Annotated in this window: 19 protein-coding genes and 1 other RNA gene; 13 read left to right on the top strand and 7 right to left on the bottom strand. The window is 67.5% G+C overall.

All coding sequences use genetic code 11. From position 1 onward, the window contains the following. The first annotated feature begins 16 nt into the window (after window positions 1–16). Window positions 17–325, top strand: a complete 309-nt coding sequence (locus tag AC1DDA_RS12265) for an alkylphosphonate utilization protein (protein WP_441513861.1) — start codon at window positions 17–19, stop codon at window positions 323–325. A 12-nt stretch (window positions 326–337) separates the two neighbouring features. Next, entirely contained in the window at window positions 338–769 is a 432-nt protein-coding gene (locus tag AC1DDA_RS12260; RefSeq protein ID WP_476795940.1) for an N-acetyltransferase family protein, read from the top strand. An 18-nt stretch (window positions 770–787) separates the two neighbouring features. On the opposite strand, the gene AC1DDA_RS12255 is transcribed toward AC1DDA_RS12260, so the two are convergent. The 6 genes from AC1DDA_RS12255 to AC1DDA_RS12230 form a co-directional block, all read right to left on the bottom strand. Beyond that, window positions 788–1,729 (bottom strand): sensor domain-containing diguanylate cyclase, encoded by a 942-nt coding sequence (locus AC1DDA_RS12255; protein WP_476795939.1) that lies wholly within the window; start codon window positions 1,727–1,729, stop codon window positions 788–790. Between the two features lie 80 nt (window positions 1,730–1,809). After that, entirely contained in the window at window positions 1,810–3,042 is a 1,233-nt protein-coding gene (locus AC1DDA_RS12250) for an ABC transporter permease (RefSeq protein WP_441513858.1), read from the bottom strand. Continuing rightward, window positions 3,039–3,803: an ABC transporter ATP-binding protein gene (locus tag AC1DDA_RS12245; RefSeq protein ID WP_476795938.1), complete on the bottom strand. Its 765-nt coding sequence runs from the start codon at window positions 3,801–3,803 to the stop codon at window positions 3,039–3,041. The genes AC1DDA_RS12250 and AC1DDA_RS12245 overlap by 4 nt, the downstream gene beginning before the upstream one ends. Before the next feature lie 10 nt (window positions 3,804–3,813). Continuing rightward, a complete protein-coding gene (locus AC1DDA_RS12240; RefSeq protein WP_476795937.1) occupies window positions 3,814–5,475 on the bottom strand; it encodes an efflux RND transporter periplasmic adaptor subunit in 1,662 nt (553 codons plus the stop codon). A 107-nt stretch (window positions 5,476–5,582) separates the two neighbouring features. Then, window positions 5,583–6,401 (bottom strand): N-acetylmuramoyl-L-alanine amidase, encoded by an 819-nt coding sequence (locus AC1DDA_RS12235; protein WP_476795936.1) that lies wholly within the window; start codon window positions 6,399–6,401, stop codon window positions 5,583–5,585. Between the two features lie 10 nt (window positions 6,402–6,411). Next, window positions 6,412–7,161: a TerB family tellurite resistance protein gene (locus AC1DDA_RS12230; protein ID WP_476795935.1), complete on the bottom strand. Its 750-nt coding sequence runs from the start codon at window positions 7,159–7,161 to the stop codon at window positions 6,412–6,414. A 428-nt stretch (window positions 7,162–7,589) separates the two neighbouring features. On the opposite strand from AC1DDA_RS12230, the gene AC1DDA_RS12225 reads away from it, so the two are divergent. Next, window positions 7,590–8,189 carry a lytic transglycosylase domain-containing protein gene (locus AC1DDA_RS12225; protein ID WP_476795934.1) on the top strand — a complete coding sequence of 200 codons (600 nt, stop codon included), beginning with the start codon at window positions 7,590–7,592 and terminating at the stop codon, window positions 8,187–8,189. A 56-nt stretch (window positions 8,190–8,245) separates the two neighbouring features. Continuing rightward, window positions 8,246–8,651, top strand: an RNA gene (rnpB, locus tag AC1DDA_RS12220) — RNase P RNA component class A. Between the two features lie 62 nt (window positions 8,652–8,713). Here rnpB and AC1DDA_RS12215 read toward each other — a convergent pair. Beyond that, complete coding sequence (locus AC1DDA_RS12215; RefSeq protein ID WP_441513852.1) at window positions 8,714–9,136, bottom strand: organic hydroperoxide resistance protein; 423 nt, start codon at window positions 9,134–9,136, stop codon at window positions 8,714–8,716. 147 nt (window positions 9,137–9,283) lie between these two features. Between AC1DDA_RS12215 and AC1DDA_RS12210 the strand changes: the two genes are divergently transcribed. The 9 genes from AC1DDA_RS12210 (at window position 9,284) to murD (ending at window position 19,368) form a co-directional block, all read left to right on the top strand. Further along, the gene (locus tag AC1DDA_RS12210) at window positions 9,284–9,748 is read left to right on the top strand and encodes a MarR family winged helix-turn-helix transcriptional regulator (RefSeq protein ID WP_476795933.1); all 465 of its coding nucleotides are present in this window, start codon (window positions 9,284–9,286) and stop codon (window positions 9,746–9,748) included. Window positions 9,749–10,215: 467 nt separating this feature from the next. Further along, window positions 10,216–10,692, top strand: a complete 477-nt coding sequence (locus tag AC1DDA_RS12205) for a division/cell wall cluster transcriptional repressor MraZ (protein ID WP_441513850.1) — start codon at window positions 10,216–10,218, stop codon at window positions 10,690–10,692. Beyond that, window positions 10,689–11,720, top strand: a complete 1,032-nt coding sequence (gene rsmH / locus AC1DDA_RS12200; protein ID WP_476795932.1) for a 16S rRNA (cytosine(1402)-N(4))-methyltransferase RsmH — start codon at window positions 10,689–10,691, stop codon at window positions 11,718–11,720. The genes AC1DDA_RS12205 and rsmH overlap by 4 nt, the downstream gene beginning before the upstream one ends. 2 nt (window positions 11,721–11,722) lie before the next feature. Beyond that, entirely contained in the window at window positions 11,723–12,121 is a 399-nt protein-coding gene (gene ftsL, locus AC1DDA_RS12195; protein WP_476795931.1) for a cell division protein FtsL, read from the top strand. A 26-nt stretch (window positions 12,122–12,147) separates the two neighbouring features. Further along, window positions 12,148–13,896 carry a peptidoglycan D,D-transpeptidase FtsI family protein gene (locus tag AC1DDA_RS12190; RefSeq protein ID WP_476796189.1) on the top strand — a complete coding sequence of 583 codons (1,749 nt, stop codon included), beginning with the start codon at window positions 12,148–12,150 and terminating at the stop codon, window positions 13,894–13,896. 27 nt (window positions 13,897–13,923) lie between these two features. Then, on the top strand, window positions 13,924–15,378 hold the full coding sequence (locus AC1DDA_RS12185) for a UDP-N-acetylmuramoyl-L-alanyl-D-glutamate--2,6-diaminopimelate ligase (RefSeq protein WP_476796188.1): 1,455 nt from the start codon (window positions 13,924–13,926) through the stop codon (window positions 15,376–15,378). Continuing rightward, window positions 15,375–16,799: a UDP-N-acetylmuramoylalanyl-D-glutamyl-2,6-diaminopimelate--D-alanyl-D-alanine ligase gene (locus AC1DDA_RS12180; RefSeq protein ID WP_476795930.1), complete on the top strand. Its 1,425-nt coding sequence runs from the start codon at window positions 15,375–15,377 to the stop codon at window positions 16,797–16,799. The genes AC1DDA_RS12185 and AC1DDA_RS12180 overlap by 4 nt, the downstream gene beginning before the upstream one ends. A gap of 21 nt (window positions 16,800–16,820) precedes the next feature. Continuing rightward, entirely contained in the window at window positions 16,821–17,903 is a 1,083-nt protein-coding gene (gene mraY, locus AC1DDA_RS12175; RefSeq protein WP_441513846.1) for a phospho-N-acetylmuramoyl-pentapeptide-transferase, read from the top strand. Between the two features lie 10 nt (window positions 17,904–17,913). After that, window positions 17,914–19,368: a UDP-N-acetylmuramoyl-L-alanine--D-glutamate ligase gene (gene murD / locus AC1DDA_RS12170; protein ID WP_476795929.1), complete on the top strand. Its 1,455-nt coding sequence runs from the start codon at window positions 17,914–17,916 to the stop codon at window positions 19,366–19,368. The last annotated feature ends 1 nt before the right edge of the window (window position 19,369 follow it).

Genomic DNA, 19,369 nt, shown 5'->3' with positions numbered 1-19,369 from the left:
GGCGGACTGAGCGGTCATGACCGACGACAACGACAATTACGTCTATGACGAGGCGGCGGGCGAGTGGCGCCCTGCTTCCGAGGTGGCGGCCGCCTCTGCCGCCGCGGCGCGCGTCGAAGTGCGTGATTCCGCCGGCAATGTTCTGGCGGATGGCGATTCCGTCGTGCTGATCAAGGATCTGAAGGTCAAGGGTGCCGGCCAGACCCTGAAACAGGGCACGGTGATCCGTTCGATCCGGCTGACCGACAATCCTGAAGAGATCGACTGCCGTCACGACGCGATCAAGGGCCTCGTGCTGCGCACCGAATTCGTTCGCAAGCGCTGAAGCCGGGGCTCGGTGATCCGGAAAGCGACCCTTGCCGACCATGCGCGCATCCATGCGATCCGCATGGGCGTGCGCGAGAACGTCCTCAGCGATCCGTCGCTGGTGACGGCCGAGGAGGTCGACTGGTATCGCGAGCACGCCATCTTCCTCGTCGCGGAGGAGGCAGGCGAGGTCGTGGCCTTCACCTGCGCCAATCATCAGAGCGGGCTGATCTGGGCTCTGTTCGTCGATCCCGCGCATGAGAGGCGCGGCCATGGCCGGGCACTGCTCGACGCGGCGCTCGCCGAATTGACGGCGGCGGGGCATGCACAGGCATGGCTGACGACGGGATCGGGCACGCGGGCCGAGCGCTTCTATCGCCGCCATGGCTGGCGCGAGATGGGCCGGTCGATCGACGGGCAGATCGTGTTCATCCGGGCATTGGCGGAGACGGACGCCAACTGAGCGGCGACGAAGCTCCGATCAGGCCAAGGCGGCCCTGGCGCGTATCGCGGTGACCGGCCCGTCGAAGACGCGGACGCAGTCGCCGCCTGCCATGTTGGCAACATGGAGCGCGGCTTCCGCCTCGGCGAGAATTTCCTGCTGCTGGCGATAGCCGTCCGTCGTCACCAGCGCCGCCCCGATCGATAGCCTGAAATCGAGCACCAGCGCGCCGTGCGAGACCGGGCGGCAGAGCAACCGGCGCGTGCCGTCGAGCACGGTGCCCAGATAGCGCCGGTCACCCGGCATCTGCAGCAGAAGGGCGAAGGCGCCAGGCCCAGCCGGATCGATCGCCAGCGCATCGGGGAAGTGCCGCTTCAGCCGCTCGGCGATGCAGCGTGTGAGCGTGTCGGTTGCCGCCTTGCCGAAATCTTCAGTCAGGTTCTGGAAACGGTCGATCTGGAAGATCGCGAGGGCCAGGCGGTCGGGACCGGAACGGGGATCGTGCCTGATCTGCCGCAGCGTGTCGGAGAAACTGTGGGGCACGGAGTGGCCGGCGAGCGGCTCGCTGCGCGCCATGCCGGCAAGCTCGGTCCAGAGCCCCTTTTCGGCGGTGACGTCCTGCTTGGAGCCGAAGATGCGGAGCGGTCGGCCATGCTGATGGCCGACGCCGACGACGAGGCGCATCCAGCGCCTTTCGCCGGTCGCTGCCCTGATCCGGCAGTCGAGCGCGAAGCCCTGGCCGGTGCGGATGGCGGTGCTGCGCAGCTGGTTCATCTCGCGGCGCGACTGGTCCTCGTAGAGATCCAGGGTCGCGCTCCGGTAGATGGCCGAGCCGTGCTTCAGGCCGAAGAGGTCGTAGACACCGTCGGTCCAGCTCAGCGTTTCATTGGCGAGGTTGCATTCCCAGGCGCCGATGGCCGCCGTCGCCACGGCGCGATCATAGAGGGGACGGGTCGCCGCGACGAGCTGCTGGCTGTTCAAGGCGCCCTCCTGTACCGATGGGGCAACCCTAGGCCCGGTCCGTTAAGGGACCTTTGCGCTGCCGCGCGGATGCCGGATTTTCATTCGCGCCGCAACGCCTCGATCGGATCGAGCCTCGCGGCGCGCTGCGCCGGATAGAAACCGAAGAAGACGCCGATCAGCCCGGAGACGCCGACCGCGATCAGGATCGTCTCGATCGAGATCACCGAGGGCCAGCCGGCGATATTGGCGATGGTGAGCGCCGCCGCGATGCCGAGCGCGACGCCGGCCGCGCCGCCGATGGTCGCGAGAGTCGTCGCTTCGATCAGGAACTGGATCAGCACCGCGCTCTGGCGGGCGCCGACAGCAAGCCTGAGACCGATCTCGCGGGTGCGCTCGGTGACCGAGACCAGCATGATGTTCATGATGCCGATGCCGCCGACCAGCAGCGATACGGCGGCCACCGCCGCAAGCAGCCAGGAAAGGGTCGTTGCGGCCGCCGTCGCGGTGTTGGCGATCTCGGTGAGGTTGCGGACGATGAAATCGTCGTCCTGATCCTCCATCAGCCGGTGGCGCTGGCGCAGCAGCGCCGTGACGTCGGCGATGCCCGGATTGATCGCCTCTTCGCTTGCGAATTTCACCATGATGCTCTGCACCGAGCGGTCGCGGGCATAGTTGCGGCCGACGATGCGGCGCCGGCCGGTGTCGAGCGGCACGAAGATGACGTCGTCCTGGTCCTGTCCGAGCGCCGACTGGCCCTTGGGCGCCATCACGCCGATGACCTTGAAGGGCACGTTGCGGATGCGGAACTGCTGGTCGAGCGGGTTCTCCTCGCCGAAGAGATTGCGTGCCACGGTCTGACCGATCACGGCGACGATTTCGCCCTTGCGCAGCTCCTCGGGCTCGAACAGCCGGCCGTCGGCGAGCTCCCATTCGCGCGCGGCGAAGAAGTCGAGATTGGTCGCGGTGATCTGCGTCGACCAGTTCGTACCGGCATAGACCGCCTGGGCGCGGGTGACGATGATCGGCGCGGCGGCGGTGGTGCCCTCGACCTCCTTCAGGATCGCGGCGGCGTCCTCGTCGGTCAGGGTCGAGGAGGCACCGGCGCCGAGCCTGACGCCGCCCTGGGTGACGTTGCCGGACTGGATGATGGCGAGATTGGCGCCGAGCGACTTGATCTGGCTGGTGACGCGCTCGCGCGCGCCCGAGCCGATCGCGACCATGGCGATGACGGCGGCGACGCCGATGATGATGCCGAGCATGGTCAGCGCCGAGCGCAACGCATTGGCGCCGATGGCGGAGAGGGCTGAGCGGAGGGCTTCGACGAGACTCATGCGGCGGCTTCCGGCACATCCACCTCGGGCAAGACGATGCCAGCATCGAGCGCTTCCAGCGCAGCGCGAGCGTCGGCCGGCTCCTGCCTGAGATCGCTGAGCAGATGCCCGTCGCGGAAGCGGATCAGCCGGCGGGCATGGCGGGCGACTTCGGCGTCATGCGTCACGAGGACGACGGTGACGCCCTCGCGGTTCAGATCCTGGAAGAGCGCGAGGATTTCGAGCGCAGTGCGGCTGTCCAGCGCGCCGGTCGGCTCGTCGGCGAGCAGGAGGCGCGGCTGGTTGACCAGCGCGCGCGCAATGGCGACGCGCTGCTGCTGGCCGCCGGAGAGCTGCATCGGGCGATGATGGGCGCGCTCGGCGAGGCCGACGCGCCCGAGCGCCGCGAGCGCGCGCCGGCGCCGCTCGGCCCGCGCCACGCCGGCATAGACCATCGGCAGCTCGACATTGGCGCAGGCATCGATGCGCGGCAGCAGGTTGAACTGCTGGAAGACGAAGCCGAGCTTGCGGTTGCGCAGCTCGGCGAGGCCGTCGCTCGACAGCGTCTCGACGGCGACGCCGTCCAGCACGTAATGGCCCGCGCTCGGCCGGTCGAGGCAGCCGATCAGGTTCATGAAGGTCGATTTACCCGAGCCGGACGGCCCCATCACGGCGACGAGGTCGCCGGCCTCGATCGCGAGAGAGACCCGATCCAGCGCCGTGACGCGGCCGGAATCGAGATCGTAGACACGGGAGAGGTCGCGGGTTTCGATCAGGGGCATGGCGGCGCCCTCAGAACAGCCGCGGCCCGCGCGGGCGGGAGGCGGGCGGTTCGGGCGCCGCCGTGGCGCGCGGGCCGCCGCCGGTCACGACCTGCGTGCCTTCCTTGACCTCGCCGCCGAGCAGCTCGGTGAAGGCGCCGTCGGTCGGGCCGAGCATGACCGGCACCGGCTTGGGCTGCCCGGCATCGTCGAGCACATAGACCCGACCCGGGACGCCCTGGCGCGGGGCGGCGCGGCCTTCCTGCATGATTGCCTCGAACTTGGCGCGGCGCTCGGGATCGAGAACCGCGCCGATCTTCGCGGCGAGCTCGTTGCGCGCCGTGCGGACGGCGGCGCGGCGCTCCTCCGGGGAGAGGCCAGCCATCGCCTCGCGGTTGCCGCGGCGCTCCTTCAGAATTTCGGCGATGGCCTGCTTCTGCTCTATTGTCGGCTGCAGCTCGGTCTCGATCCGCTCGCGCAAGGCCGCTCCGGCGCGCGGGCCGCGCTCGCTTGCCGCGCCATCGGAAGCGGGCTCGGCGCTGGAGGGGGTGGATGGCGTGAGCACAGCGCCGGCGGGGCGGAAACGCAGAGCCGCATTGGGCACGCGCAGCGCTTCGGACCGGTCCTCGGTCACGACCTGGAGATTGGCGGTCATGCCCGGCAGCAGCGCCATGTCGCGGTTCTCGACGCGCACGACGCCGGTATAGGTGACGACGTTCTGGATCGTCTGGGCGCCGAGGCGGACCATCTCGACCCGTCCCTGGAAGGTGCGGTTCGGATAGGCGTTGACGGTGAAGGAGACCGGCTGACCTGGCCTGAGCCGGCCGACATCGGCTTCGTCGATATTGGAGTAGATGTCGATGGTGCGCAGGTCCTGCGCGATCTGGAACAGCGTCGGCGTCGAGAGCGAGGCGGCGACCGTCTGGCCGAGATCGACCTGGCGCTGCACCACGACGCCATCAACCGGCGAGCGGATGTCCGTGCGCTCGAGATCGATCAGGACGTCCTTGAGCTTGGCCTCCCGGCTGCCGATCAGGGCGGTGCCGGACTGGACCTGACCTTCGGCGAGCTGGATGTCGGCGTCCAGCCCCTTGAGCTCGGCGCGAGCCGAGGTGAGCTGGGCCTCGTTCGAGGCGAGCGTCGCGGTCTGGATCTCGACCTGGGTACGGGCGGTGTCGAGGTTCTGCTGCGCGCCGGTATTGCGGTTGAAGAGCTGCTCCTGGCGCTCGAAGGTACGCTTGGCATCGGCGAGCTGAGCGGTGGTGCGGTCGCGCTGCGCTTCGAGATCGCGGACGATCGAATCGGCCTTGGTGCGGGCGGTGCGCGCGCGGTCCAGCTGAGCGCGCTTGACGATGAGATCGGCCCTGGCCTGCTCGAGGTCCGACTGCGCTGCGTCGCGTCGCGTCTTGATCTGGTCGCTGTTGAGGCGGGCGACGATCTGCCCGGCCTTCACCTGCGAATTGTAGTCGACAAGGATCTCGACGATCTGGCCGGAAAGCTGGGAGCCGACGAGGACAGTGGTGACTGGTGTCAGCGTGCCGGTGGCGCGCACGGCGGCCGTGATGCGGCCACGATCGAGCGCGGCGGTGCGATAGGGTGGTTCATTGGCGGCCCCGCCGGCCGGGCGCAACGCCCAGTACCCGCCGGCTGCAGCGAGCACGACGAGCCCCGTTCCAATCAGCCATTTGCGCAAGGTCGCTTCCCCATCCCACCTGCGCGCGAGCGCAGTTGGCGCCGACTTTGCCAGAAAGCGGGACGGTGGGCGAGTTAACTTCCTGCAATCTTTGGGCTGGCGACCGCTCAGGCGGTGCGGGCGCCCTGCGTTGCCGCGAGCAGGTCCCGCAAGGTCGTGATCGTCGAGGAATCGGCGACGCCATCGACCTTCTCCGGCCGCCAGTGGCGCTGGAAGGCGGCGACGACCGCTTCGAGCTTCTCGTCGAAGAGGCCGTCGACCGCGACGCCATAGCCGAGCATGGCGAACATCGCCTGCAGAGCCTCGACCGGCTGGCCGCTCTCTCCGCGGGCGAAGAACCGCCCGCCGCGGATCGGGGCAGGTTCGCTCCAAAGGCCGACGCCGGCCTCGGAAAAGCGCCGCCAGGGGAATTTCTCGCCGGGGTCGATCTTGCGGCCGGGCGCGATATCGGAATGGGCGAGCACGCGCTCGGGCGGTATCGACCAGCGCTCGCAGATGTCGCGGCAGAGGTTCAGAGTCGCGGCGATCTGCTCTTCCGGGAAATCGGGCAGGCCGCCGGGATGGCCGGGATTGGCGATCTCGATCCCGATCGAGCTGGAGTTGATGTCGGTCTCGCCGGCCCAGTGCGAGGCGCCCGCATGCCAGGCGCGGCGACCCTCCGGCACGAGCTGGAGCGTATGGCCGTTCTCGAAGACGAAGTAATGCGACGAGACCTGCGAGACCGGGTTGCACAGCCATTGCAGCGCTTCGCCCGCGACGGGCATGCCGGTGTAGTGCAGGATCAGCATGTCCGGCCGGCGGCCGGGAAGGGCGTCGGAATTCTCGCCGTCCCGCTGCTTGCGCTCGCCGTGATTGGGCGAAGGGAACACCTTGGCGGCGAAACGGCTGTCCGGAGTCGCCGCGTCCGGCTTCACGATATCGTTCATGCGGGCAGGCTCATGCGGGTTCAGGCGTGAGGTTGCGGCTCATGCCGCGTTCTTTCCGGATCGTGTCCCAGGCGGCGTTGATGGCCGAGAGGCGCTTCGTCGCAATGGCGATCGCCTCCTCGGGGAGGCCGCGCGCGATCTCGCGGTCGGGATGGGTCTCGGCGACAAGGCGGCGGTAATGGCGCTTGAGCTCGGCGTCGTCCATATCGCGGCTGGCACCGAGGACGAGATAGGGATCGTCGGCGCGGCGGACATGGCGCGCCTCGATGCGGGCGAAATCGCGCTCCTCGATGCCGAAGATGCCTGCGACCGAGCAGAGATAGGCATGCTCAGCCTCATGGATCGCTCCGTCGGCGGCCGCGATCAGGAAAAGGCCGTCGAGGACGTCCTCCAGCAGGGCGGGTTCGTCCTTGAAGGCGCCAGCGATCTGCGAGGCATAGGCCTCGAAGCCGGCGCTGGTCTGCTTCGCAAGATCGAACAGGTGCTCGATGCGCTGCTGCTGGTCAGGAGGAACCTCGACGATGCGGCGGAAGGCCGTGACCTCGTCGCAGGTCACGACGCCGTCCGAGCGCGCCATCTTGGCGGCAAGTGCGACGAGGCCGGTGGTGAAGACGAGTTCGCGCGGTGCCGGGCCGAAAGGTGCCCCTTCACGGTCGACCAGCACATGGCCCGCAACCGCGCCGAGCAAGGCGCCGAGGGGGCCGCCGAGAACGAGCCCGAGCCCGCCGCCGCCGAGTGCACCCCAAAAGGAGGAAGCCATGAACACGATGACCCTGGTGAATCCGAAGGGCGGATGATGTGGGGAGCGCCGCTGCCAATGCAAGAGGAGCCGCTGCGGCCCGCTGCCGCGCCGAAAAAGTTCCGCGGGCGGGAAATTGGGCGGGAATGGGGCGGCGCGGGGGCCTGCTTGATTCGTTCTTGTGGGTGCGGGTCGGCTAAGTTTTTGGAGCGTCTCAATACATATCAATACTGAATAGATAAATATAGAATAAATTCCTGTTTACGTATTTAATTGTGCGTTTTTCTTCATTTGGAGACAGATTATCGACACATTCGACCATCAATTGAACGCCCCCATTAGCCAGTCGTGGCGTAAGGTGGGTTCAGTTCAACATGCGATATATCTCTGGTGGTCTCGCGGCTGTGTGCCTGATTAGCCTCTCCGGCTTGGCTTCGGCGGAGGAACTCGTGAACGCGGAAACGGATGCCAGAGCCTTCATCGTACGCGAGGCGGAGATCGCCCGCGAGAAGGCCGGGGAGACGCAGACCGAAACGGCCACCACGAAGCCGGGCAGCAGGGCCGAGCGCAAGGCGGCGCGGATGGCCAAGGCCGAAGCGGCGCGAGCCGCCCATCCCGAAGTCGCGGCTGCCGAGGCGGAGCCGCGTGCGATCCGAGCATTGGCTGCGCCGGCCGGGTCCGAGGGCATCAAGGCCATCGTCGCGCGCCATGCCGCGGCCAATGGCGTGCCGTTCTCGCTCGCCGATGCTGTCATCCGGGTCGAGAGCCGCTACAATCCGCGGGCAGCGCATGCCGGCAATTTCGGCTTGATGCAGATCCGCCACCAGACGGCGCGCGGCATGGGCTATTCGGGCAGTGCGAGCGGCCTGCTCGATGCCGAGACCAATGCGCGCTACGGCATGAAGTATCTCGCGATGGCCTACAGGCTTGCCGGCGGCGACACCTGCCGCACCATCATGAAATATCAGAGCGGCCATATGACCACGCATATGAGCGGCGCCAACCGCACCTATTGCGCGAAGGTGCGCACGATCTCGGCGCGCAACTGACAGCTTTGTTGCGGCTGCGCTTGACGCCGGCCGCGCCAGCGCGCATCTCCCCCTCGCCAGTCGGCCGGACGGCCGCTCCCGCTCGCGGGGGAGGAAAGTCCGGGCTCCACGGAAACACGGTGCCGGATAACGTCCGGCGGGGGCGACCCCAGGGAAAGCGCCACAGAGATCGAACCGCCTCGCGCTGAGAGCTTCGGCTTTCTTGGCGAGGTAAGGGTGAAAAGGTGCGGTAAGAGCGCACCGCGGACCCGGCAACGGGGACGGCATGGCAAGCCCCACCGGGAGCAAAACCGAATAGGGACGATGCTTTCCGCGCAAGCGGGGAGGGGCAGGTTTCTGTGCCCCGTCGTCCGGGTTGGTTGCTCGAGGCGCGCAGCGATGCGCGTCCCAGAGGAATGGCCGTCACGTCGGGGGAGCGATCCTCCGGCCATCCAGAACCCGGCTTACAGGCCGACTGGCACCTCCAAATACGAAAAGGGCCGGGAGCGATCCCGGCCCTTTCGCATTTCGACACATGCGGCCGCTCAGGCCACCTGCAGCTCGACGTCGATGTTGCCGCGGGTGGCGTGGGAATACGGGCAGACGATATGGGCCTTCTGGACGAGGCTCTCGACCACCGCCTTGTCGACGCCCGGGACCGAGATCGTCAGCTTGGCCGCAATGCCGAAGCCGGTGCCGTCATCGCGCGGGCCGATTCCGACATCGGCGCTGACGCGGGCGTCCTCGGGGATCTTCACGCCTTCCTTGCCGGCGACGAACTTGAGCGCGCCGAGGAAGCAGGCCGAATAGCCCATCGAGAAGAGCTGCTCGGGGTTGGTGCCGTCGCCGCCGCCGCCGCCAAGCTCTTTCGGGGTGTTCAGGACGAGCTTGACGTTGCCGGTATCGGTTGCGGCCTGGCCTTCGCGGCCGCCAGTGGCGGAACCATGGGCGGTGTAGAGGATTTTCATCGGAACGCTCCTTCTCTGCGGTGAACTGACGCTTGCTATTTAGATTGTGCGCAATTAGATTGTCAACAATTAATTTGCGCGAACCTCGCGACGGTTGATCGCACGAGCAAATTCGGGTTTGCCTCAATGTGAAAGGGCGAGGGCGAGATGGCTGAGCGGGATGAGGCTGAACAAAAGATGCCGCGGCTGGAGCAGCAGCTCTGCTTCGCCGTCTATCAGGTCGGCCATGCCTTCAACCGGGCCTACCGGCCGATCCTGGCCGAGCTCGGGCTGACCTATCCGCAGTATCTGGTGATGCTCGCGCTGTGGGAGCGGGATGGGCTCACCGTCAAGGAACTCGGCGAGAAGCTGATGCTGGATTCCGGCACGCTGACGCCGCTGCTCAAACGGCTCGACGCCGCCGGCATCATCCGGCGCGAGCGTGACGAGCGCGACGAGCGCCAGGTTCGCGTCCGGCTCGCCGAGAAAGGCGAGAAGATGCGGGAGAGGGGGCGCTGCGTGCAGGGTCTGATCGGGCAGGCTCTGGGTGCGACGGCGCACGGCGCCGAGCAACTGCGCGACCAGCTCGACCTCGTCCGTGACGCGCTGCTGGCGGCGTCCCGCGACGTTTGAGCATTCCGCCTTTCACTGGCAGCGCTCGGTCATTCCGGGCTTGACCCGGAATCCATCGCAGGGCGGCGGAGCCTTGTGATGGATTCCGGATCGGTGCTGCTTCGCGGCTCGCCCGGAATGACCGCGTTTTTCCGCAAACATTTTCGGTGCGGCGATGTCGCGCGTCGCCGGGCCGCTCGGCTCGGCGAAGCCAATTTCTGCGCGCTTACGGATACTTAACCTTAACGAGCTGTGATGGCGGAGAGTCCTCGCAGGGGTGCTTCCGCGCCTGTGATTCCATTGACGCCCATTATTGCCCATGCTATCCCAAATTATCCCGTCGAAGCCGGCAGGCAATCCAAGGGTCAAGGTCCGTGTGCCGCGCGGATTTTGGTTGTCGGAGGTGCCTTGCCCGCTTCGGCGGGGGGTCTTTTCGCCGCCCGGCACGCCGCGCTGCGGCGCCATGAGGTGCAAGCCGGGAGGCGGCGTTGACGGACCGCTTCGTCTCGAACTTCACCAATCGACTCGACGCCAAGGGGCGCGTTTCCATTCCATCGAGTTTCCGGGCGGTCCTTGCGAAGGACGGCTACGAGGGGCTCTATGTCCATCAGGCGCTCGACCTGCCGGCGCTCGACGCCGGCGGCAACGCGCTGCGGGCCACGATCGACGACATTCTGGCGCGTTTCTCACCGTTCTCGGACGAGTGGGAGCTGCTTTCGACGGCGCTCAACGGCACCTCCGAGGTGCTGAAGGTCGATACGGAGGGGCGGATGGTGCTGAGCGAGGCGCTGAAGGCGCATGCCGGGATCGGCGACACCGTGACCTTCGTCGGCCACGGCCACAAATTCCAGATCTGGGAGCCGGAGCGTTTCCGCGCCCATCTCGAGGCAGCGCGGACGCGCCTGCGCGACGTCAAGCGCACGCTGGGCGGCCTCGCCGGGCCGGCCGGAGGAACAAGTCCATGACCGGTCATTCGGACGCGGCCGCGGGCGGAGCGGCCCGTCACGTGCCGGTCTTGCTCGCCGAGGTGCTGGAGGCGCTCGCGCCGCGGCCGGGCGGGCGCTATCTCGATGGCACCTTCGGCGCCGGCGGCTACACCAAGGCGATCCTCGATGCGGCGCCGGATGCGATCCTGCTTGGGCTCGACCGCGACCCGACGGCAATCGCCGGTGGGGCCGACCTCGTCGCGGCGATGGCTGGGCGGCTGACGCTGTCGCAGGCCTGCTTCGGCGAGCTCGCGGAGGAGGCGCAGCGCTTCAAAATGGTGCCGCTCGACGGCGTCGTGCTCGATATCGGCGTCTCGTCGATGCAGATCGACCAGGCGGAGCGCGGCTTCTCGTTCCGTTTCGACGGACCGCTCGACATGCGGATGAGCGGGCAGGGGCAGAGCGCTGCCGACATCATCAATCAGTCTGAGGAAGGGCTCCTCGCCAACATCTTCTACCATTATGGCGAGGAGCGTCGCTCGCGCGCCGTCGCCCGCGCCGTCGTCGAAGCTCGCCGCAAGGTTCCGCTCACCACCACCAAGCAATTCGCAGACCTTGTCGCCGGCATCGTGCGCGGGGAGCCGGGTGGGGCGCATCCGGCGACGCGCGTCTTCCAGGCGCTGCGCATCGCCGTCAACGACGAACTCGGCGAGCTCGTCAGGGCGCTGCACGCGGCGGAGACGGTGTTGAAGCCCGGCGGCCGGCTGGTCGTCGTGACCTTCCATTCGCTGGAAGACCGGATCGTCAAGCAGTTCTTCGCCGAGCGCTCTGGCCGCGTGCCGTCCGGCTCCCGCCATGCTCCGGCCGTGGCGGCGGCGCAGCCGACCTTCCGGCTGATCGCCAAGGGCGCGGTTGCGCCGTCCGAGGCGGAGATGCGGACGAATCCGCGGGCGCGCTCGGCCAAGCTGCGCGCCGCCGAGCGCAACGAGGCGCCTGCACGCGGCGCCGATGCCGGGCTCGTCGCGCTTTCGACCGTTCCCGATCCGCAGCCGCGCCGGAGATCCTGAGCGTGATCAAGCTCCTGCATGTCATCGCCATCGGTGCGCTGGTCTCCTCGGCGGTCTATGCCTATTCGATCAAATACGAGACGACGCTGGCGGCCGAACACCTCCAGAAGCTCAAGAGCAAGACCCAGCGCGAGCGCGACGCCATCCAGGTGCTCAAGGCGGAATGGCAGTTCCTGAACAGGCCCGACCGAGTCCAGGCGCTGGCCGAGCGGCATCTCGACCTGCAGCCCTTCGTCGTGACGCAGGTCGTCAAGCCTTCCGACATCCCCAATCGCGGGCCGAAGGTCGATACCATCGGCCGCAAGCTCGAGGATCTCGGCCTGGGCCTCCCCACCGAAACGCCGAGGAGCGCCAGGACGGGCGGCACGACGAGCGCCACGACGCCGGGACCGATGCAATGACCGAGCCGAAGCAGAACGAGGCGCCGATGGAGCAACAGCACGAGGCCGCCGAGGGCGCGGTCAAGCGCGGGCGCCTGGCCTGGCTGCGCGACGTTTTCCGCATGAGCGGGGAGAAGAGCCAGCCGCGCGTCGGCCTCGTCATCCTCGGTTTCTCCGCGCTGTTCATCGCCATCACCGGCCGGCTCGTCATGCTGGCGACGCTGCCGAACGAGCAGGTGGGCCTGCGCCGCGCCACCTCGAACGCCATCTCCGCCGCGAGGCCGGACATCACCGACCGCAACGGCGAGGTGATGGCCACCGACATCCGCACGGTCTCGGTCTTCGCCGAACCGCGCAAGATCCTCGACAAGGACGAGGCGACCGAGCTGCTGACGGCCGTGCTGCCGGATCTCGACGCCAAGGATCTGCGCGACAAGCTCGGCACCAAGAAGGGCTTCGTCTGGGTCAAGCGCGAGATCACGCCGCGCCAGCAGGCCGAGGTGCACCGGCTCGGCATCCCCGGCGTCGGCTTCGTGCCGGAGAACAAGCGCGTCTATCCCAACGGTACGGCGGCGGCGCATGTGCTGGGCTTCGCGAGTGTCGACAATGTCGGCATCGCCGGTATCGAGAAATACATCGACTCGCAGGGGCTGCAGGACCTCAACGGTGCCGGCCTCGCGACCGAGGCGAATGATCTCAAGCCGGTTCAACTCTCGATCGACCTGCGCGTCCAGCACCTGCTGCGCGACGAGCTTTTCAAAGGCATGGAGCGCTTCAAGGCCATCGCGGCGGCCGGCGCGATCATGGACGTGAACACCGGCGAGGTGATCGCGCTGGCGTCGCTGCCGGATTTCGACCCGAACAACCCGGTCGATGCGCTGGAGAAGGACCGGATCAACCGGATGAATGTCGGCGTCTACGAGATGGGCTCGACCTTCAAGGCGCTGACCATCGCGATGGCGCTCGACTCCGGCAAGGTCAACATCAATTCGAGCTTTTCGACCGCCGGCGGCATGATGCGGTTCGGCCGTCAGGTCATCAAGGAATACCATGGCACCGGCCGCAATCTGACGGTGCCCGAGGTCTTCCTGCACTCGTCCAACATGGGCTCGATCAAGATGGCGCTGGCCGTCGGCGTCGAGGGCCACAAGGCCTTTCTCAAGAAGATGATGCAGCTCGACCGGATGACGACGGAGCTGCCGGAAAGCGCCGCCCCGATCGTTCCGCAGCGCTGGGGCGAGATCAATACCGCGACCATCGCCTTCGGCCACGGCCTCGCGGTGGCGCCGCTGCAGGCGCTCGCCGCCGTCGCCGCGCTGGTCAATGGCGGCTATCTGATGAAGCCGACCTTCCTGAAGCGCTCCGAGGAGGATGCGCGCAAGGTGGCGACGCGCGTGATCAAGCCGGAGACCTCGGAGGCGATGCGCTTCATCATGAGGCTCAACGGCGAGAAGGGCTCGGCACGCAAGGCCGATATCCCCGGCTATTTCGTTGGCGGCAAGACCGGCACGGCCGAAAAGGTCGTCAACGGCCGCTATGCCAAGAACAAGAACTTCACGACCTTCACGGCGATCGCCCCCTCCGACAAGCCGAAATATCTCTTCCTCGCGATCTATGACGAGCCGAAGGGCTATGCCGAGAGCGGCGGCTATTCGACCGCCGCGTGGAACGCGGGCGTCACGACCGGCAAGGTGATCGAGCGTGCGGCGCCGATCCTCGGCCTATCCCCGCGCTTCGACCCCCCACCATCGCCCTTCCCGCTGATGGCCAAGCTCGGGGCCTGGGGTTCGCGCTGAACTCAGCCTATAACGGTGACCATGACGATGACCGGATACAGCCTCGGAGACCTCTTCCCCGAGACTTTCGACGCTGACGCCGCCAGCCAGCAGGTGCATGGCGTCGCCTTCGACAGCCGCAAGGTTACGGGGGATGACGTCTTCGTCGCGCTCGCCGGCGCGAAGGCGGATGGCGCACGGTTCATCATGGACGCGGTGGGGCACGGCGCGGTCGCCGTGATTTCCGGCGGCCCGCGCCCGGCCGACCTGCCGGCGGGCGTCGCCTTCGCTGAGGTCGACGATCCGCGGCTCGCACTGGCGCTGGCCGCTGCCAAGATCCATCCGCGCCAGCCTGAGACCATCGTCGCCGTGACAGGGACGAGCGGCAAATCCTCCGTCGCGGATTTCACCCGGCAGATCTTCCAGGCGCTTGGCCATGAGGCCGCGAGCGTCGGCACGATTGGTGTCGTGACGGCCAAAGGGGCCGATTACGGTTCGCTGACCACGCCCGATCCGCTCTCGCTGCATGCCTCGCTCGATAGGCTGGCTGGCGAGGGCATCACGCATCTCGCGATGGAAGCCTCCTCGCACGGGCTCGACCAGCGTCGTCTCGACGGCGTGCGGCTAAAGGCCGGCGCCTTCCTCAATCTCGGGCGCGACCATCTCGATTATCATCCCAGCCTCGAGGACTACCTCGCCGCGAAGCTCCGGCTCTGGACGCTGTTGCCGGAGGGGGCGCCCGTTGTGATCAATCGCGACGAGCCCTTTGCGGAGGAGGCGGCGCAGGCTGCAGCCACCGCCGGGCATCCGATCATCGGCATCGGCCGCAAGGGCGAGACGCTCACGCTGCTGGCCAATGAGCGCGACGGCTTCTCGCAGCGCCTGACGGTCGGCTTCGACGGGCAGGAACTCTCCGTCGCCCTGCCGCTGGTCGGCGATTTCATGGCGGGCAACGCACTGGTCGCCGCAGGGCTTGCCATCGCGACCGGTGAGGACAAGGCCGCATCGCTCAAGGCGATTTCCGGGCTCACGGGCGTAGCCGGGCGGTTGGAGCGCGTCGGCGAGGCCAATGGCGGCCTCGTCGTGGTCGACTATGCCCACAAGCCGGATGCGCTGGCTGCCGTGCTGACCACGCTGCGCCCCTATGCGAGCTGGCGGTTGATCTGCGTCTTCGGGTGCGGCGGCGACCGCGACAAGGGCAAGCGCCCGCTGATGGGGGCGATTGCGGCCGAGAAGGCCGACATCGCCATCGTCACCGACGACAATCCGCGCAGCGAGGACCCGACGACGATCCGGGCCGAGATCATGGCCGCCTCGCCGAAGCTCCTGGAGATCGGCGACCGCGAGGAGGCGATCAGAAGCGCGGTGTGCATGCTGATGCCTGGGGATTTGCTGGTCGTCGCCGGAAAAGGCCATGAAACCGGCCAGATCATAGGCGACCGCACATTGCCCTTCTCGGATCACGACGTCGTCCGGAAAGCGCTATCGGAGATTGCAGGATGAGCGCCCCGCTCTGGACCGGAGATAAGCTGATCGCGGCGCTGGGCGCGCGTGCCGAGGGAGCGGTTCCGCCGGCCGTGACGGGCGCTTCGATCGACACCCGCACGCTCGAGCCAGGCGATGTCTTCTTCGCCATCAAGGGCGAGGCGCGGGACGGGCATGACTTCGTGAAGGCCGCGTTGCAGAAGGGCGCCGCGCTCGCCGTGATCGACGAAGCGCACGTGGCGGAATTCGCGGGCGCCGGCGCGCTCGCCGTGGTGCCCGACGTGCTCAAGGCGATGGAGCAGGCCGGTACGGCGCGGCGCGCCGAGCTGAAGGCGAAGGTCATCGCCGTCACCGGCTCGGTCGGCAAGACCGGCACCAAGGAGGCGCTGCGCCTCGTGCTGTCGCGGCAAGGCAGGACGCATGCGCCGATCGCCTCCTACAACAACCATTGGGGCGTGCCGCTCACATTGTGTCGCACTCCCAGCGACGTGGCATATGCGGTCTACGAGATCGGGATGAACAGCCCCGGCGAGATCGTGCCGCTGGCGCGGATGGTGCGCCCGCAGGTTGCGATCATCACCACGATCCAGCCGGTGCATCTCGCCGCTTTCGCCTCGGTGGAAGGGATCGCGGAAGAGAAAGCCGGTGTCTTCTGGGAGCTGGAGAAGGGCGGCACGGCGATCGTCAACGCCGACATCCCGCAGTCCGAATTGCTGCGCGACATCGCCAGGTCCGGCCCGGCCGGGCGGATCATCACTTTCGGCGAAAGCCCCGATGCCGATGTGAAGCTTGTCTCCTGCGCGCTGAAGCCGGACATGTCGACGGTCGAGGCCCGTGTCTTCGGCGAGCCTGTGACCTACCGTCTCGGTAGCCCCGGCAAGCATATCGTGCTGAACTCGCTCGGGGTGCTCGCGGTCGTCCATGCGCTGGGTGCCGATCTTGCTCTTGCGGCGCTGGCGCTCGGCGACCTGAAGCCCCCGGCCGGGCGAGGGGCGCGGCAGATCCTGCATGCGCCGGGCGGCGCGCTCACGCTGCTCGACGAGAGCTACAACGGCAACCCCGCCTCGATGCGCGCTGCGATCGAAAATCTCGGCCGCCTGCCGGTCGAGGGCAGGGGGCGCCGCATTGCCGTGCTCGGCGACATGCTGGAGCTCGGATCGACCGGCGCGGAGCTGCACAAGGGCCTGTCCGAACCGCTCGTCGCCAACAGGATCGACAAGGTCTTTGCCTGCGGGCCGCTGATGAAGGGGCTCTATGAAAGCTTGCCTTCGCCCATGCGGGGGGCTTATGCCCCCGGGGCGGGCGAACTGGGGCCGCTCGTGCTCGATGCGATCCGTGCCGGCGATGTCATCACGGTCAAGGGGTCGCTCGGCTCGCGCATGGGGCCGATCGTCAAGGCGATCCTCGCGCGCTTTCCTGCCGTGCCTGCCGAAGACTGACCCTTAAGAGAACGCCCAAGCATGCTCGTCTGGCTCGCCGAACTCTCCGGCACCTTCCCGATCCTGAACGTCTTTCGCTACATCACCTTCCGAGCAGGCGGGGCGACGGCGACGGCCCTGCTCTTCGTCTTCTTCTTCGGCCCGGCGGCGATCTCCTGGCTCAGGATCAAGCAAGGCAAGGGCCAGCCGATCCGCACCGACGGGCCGGAGACGCATCTCGCCAAGCGCGGCACGCCGACCATGGGCGGGCTGATGATCATGTCCGGCCTGTTCGCTGCCGTGCTGCTCTGGGGCAATCTGCGCAACCCCTATGTCTGGATCGTGCTCGGTGTGACCGCCGCCTATGGCGCCATCGGCTTCTATGACGACTATCTCAAGGTCACCAAGCAGTCGCATAAGGGCTTTTCGGGCAAGGCGCGCATCTCGATCGAGGTCGTGGTCGCGCTGATCGCCTGTTATGCCATCATGCAGACGCAGCCCGCGGCGATCGGCTCGGGTTTCGCGATGCCCTTCCTCAAGGAAGCGATCATCCCGCTCGGCATCCTGTTCCCGCTGGTCACGGCCTTCGTCGTGGTCGGCGCCGGCAATTCGGTGAACCTGACCGACGGGCTCGACGGCCTCGCCATCGTGCCGGTGATGATCGCAGCCGGCACCTTCGGCTTCATCTCCTATCTGGTCGGCAACGCGATCTTCGCCAACTACCTGCAGATCCATCACATCCCCGGCGCAGGCGAGCTCGCCGTCGTCTGCGGCGCGGTGATCGGCGCCGGTCTCGGCTTCCTCTGGTTCAACGCGCCGCCGGCCCAGATATTCATGGGCGACACCGGTTCGCTCGGCCTGGGCGGCCTGCTCGGCACCATCGCGGTCGCGACCAAGCATGAGATCGTGCTCGCCATCGTCGGCGGTCTCTTCGTCGTCGAGGCGCTCTCGGTGATCATTCAGGTCGCCGTGTTCAAGCGCACTGGCAAGCGCGTCTTCCTGATGGCGCCGATCCACCACCATTTCGAGAAGCTGGGCTGGACCGAGCCGCAGGTGGTGATCCGCTTCTGGATCATCTCCGTGGTGCTGGCGCTGGTCGGCCTGTCCACGCTCAAGCTGCGCTGAGAGCGTGAGCATGACGCCCGTCACGGTCTTCGCCGGGCGCAAGGTCGCCCTCTTCGGCCTCGGCGGCTCCGGCCTCGCCACGGCGCGCGCGTTGAAGGCGGGCGGTGCCGCTGTCGCCGCCTGGGACGACAATCAGGGCGGCCGCGACAAGGCGGCGGCGGAAGGCATCCCCGTCATCGATCTGGCAAGTGTCGACTGGTCGGGCTTCGCCGCCTTCGTGCTCTCGCCGGGTGTGCCGCTGACGCATCCCGAGCCGCATTGGACGGTAGAGAAGGCCAAGGCTGCGGGCGTCGCGATCATCGGCGATGTCGAGCTGTTCTTCCGCGAGCGGGCGAAGATCGCGCCGGGCTCCCCAGTCGTCTGCATTACCGGCACCAATGGCAAGTCGACCACGACCGCGCTGATCGCCCATGTACTGAAGGAAGCCGGCCGCGACGTGCAGATGGGCGGCAATATCGGCACTGCCGTGCTGGCGCTGGAGCCGCCGGCCGCGAACCGCATCCATGTCATCGAGTGCTCGAGCTACCAGATCGACCTCGCGCCGACGCTGGCGCCGACCGTCGGCATCCAGATGAACCTGACGCCTGATCATCTCGACCGGCACGGCTCGCTGGAGAACTATGCGGCGATCAAGGAACGGCTGGTCGCCGCCGCCGATATCGCCGTGGTCGGCGTCGATGACGAGGCCTCGAAGCAGATGGCGCGCCGGCGCGCCGCCGGGGGCCGACCGCTGGTGAAGATCAGTGGCGAGCAACCGCTCGACGAGGGCGTCTTCGCCGGCGTCACCGCCAATCAGGGCCGGCTCGATACTCGGATCGTCGAGGTCAAGGATGGCAAGCCGCGAGTCGTCGCCAATCTCGCCGGCATCGGCTCGTTGCGCGGCTCGCACAACGCGCAGAACGCGGCTGCGGCCTTCGCCGCCTGCTCCGCGCTGGGCCTTTCTGCAGAAGAAATCGCCGCTGGCTTCAAGACCTATCCCGGGCTGGCGCATCGCATGGAAGAACTCGGCCGCATCGGCCGCGTCGTCTTCATCAACGATTCCAAGGCAACCAATGCCGACTCGACAGAGAAGGCGCTGACCTCCTTCCACGATATCTTCTGGATACTCGGCGGCAAGGCCAAGGAGGGCGGCATCGAATCCCTGCGCCGCTACTTCCCCAACATCGCCAAGGCCTATCTGATCGGCGCGGCGAGCGACCTCTTTGCCGCGACCTTCGACGATGACGGGCGCGTCGCCTATGAGCGCAGCGTCACGCTCGACCAAGCCGTGGCGGATGCCACCCGCGACGCGTTGGCGAAGCCGGGCGAGGGCGAGATCGCGGTGCTGCTCTCGCCGGCCTGCGCCTCCTTCGACCAGTTCCCGAATTTCGAGGTGCGCGGCGACGCGTTCCGCAAGCTGGTCGCGGAGCTGCCGGGCTTCGTGCCATTCGGGACTGCAGGAAATCCGGCCAGCCCGAAGAGCTGAT

It is taken from the genome of Allobosea sp. 10N428, from assembly GCF_056394545.1.
This window is presented reverse-complemented; position numbering and strand designations above follow the sequence as displayed.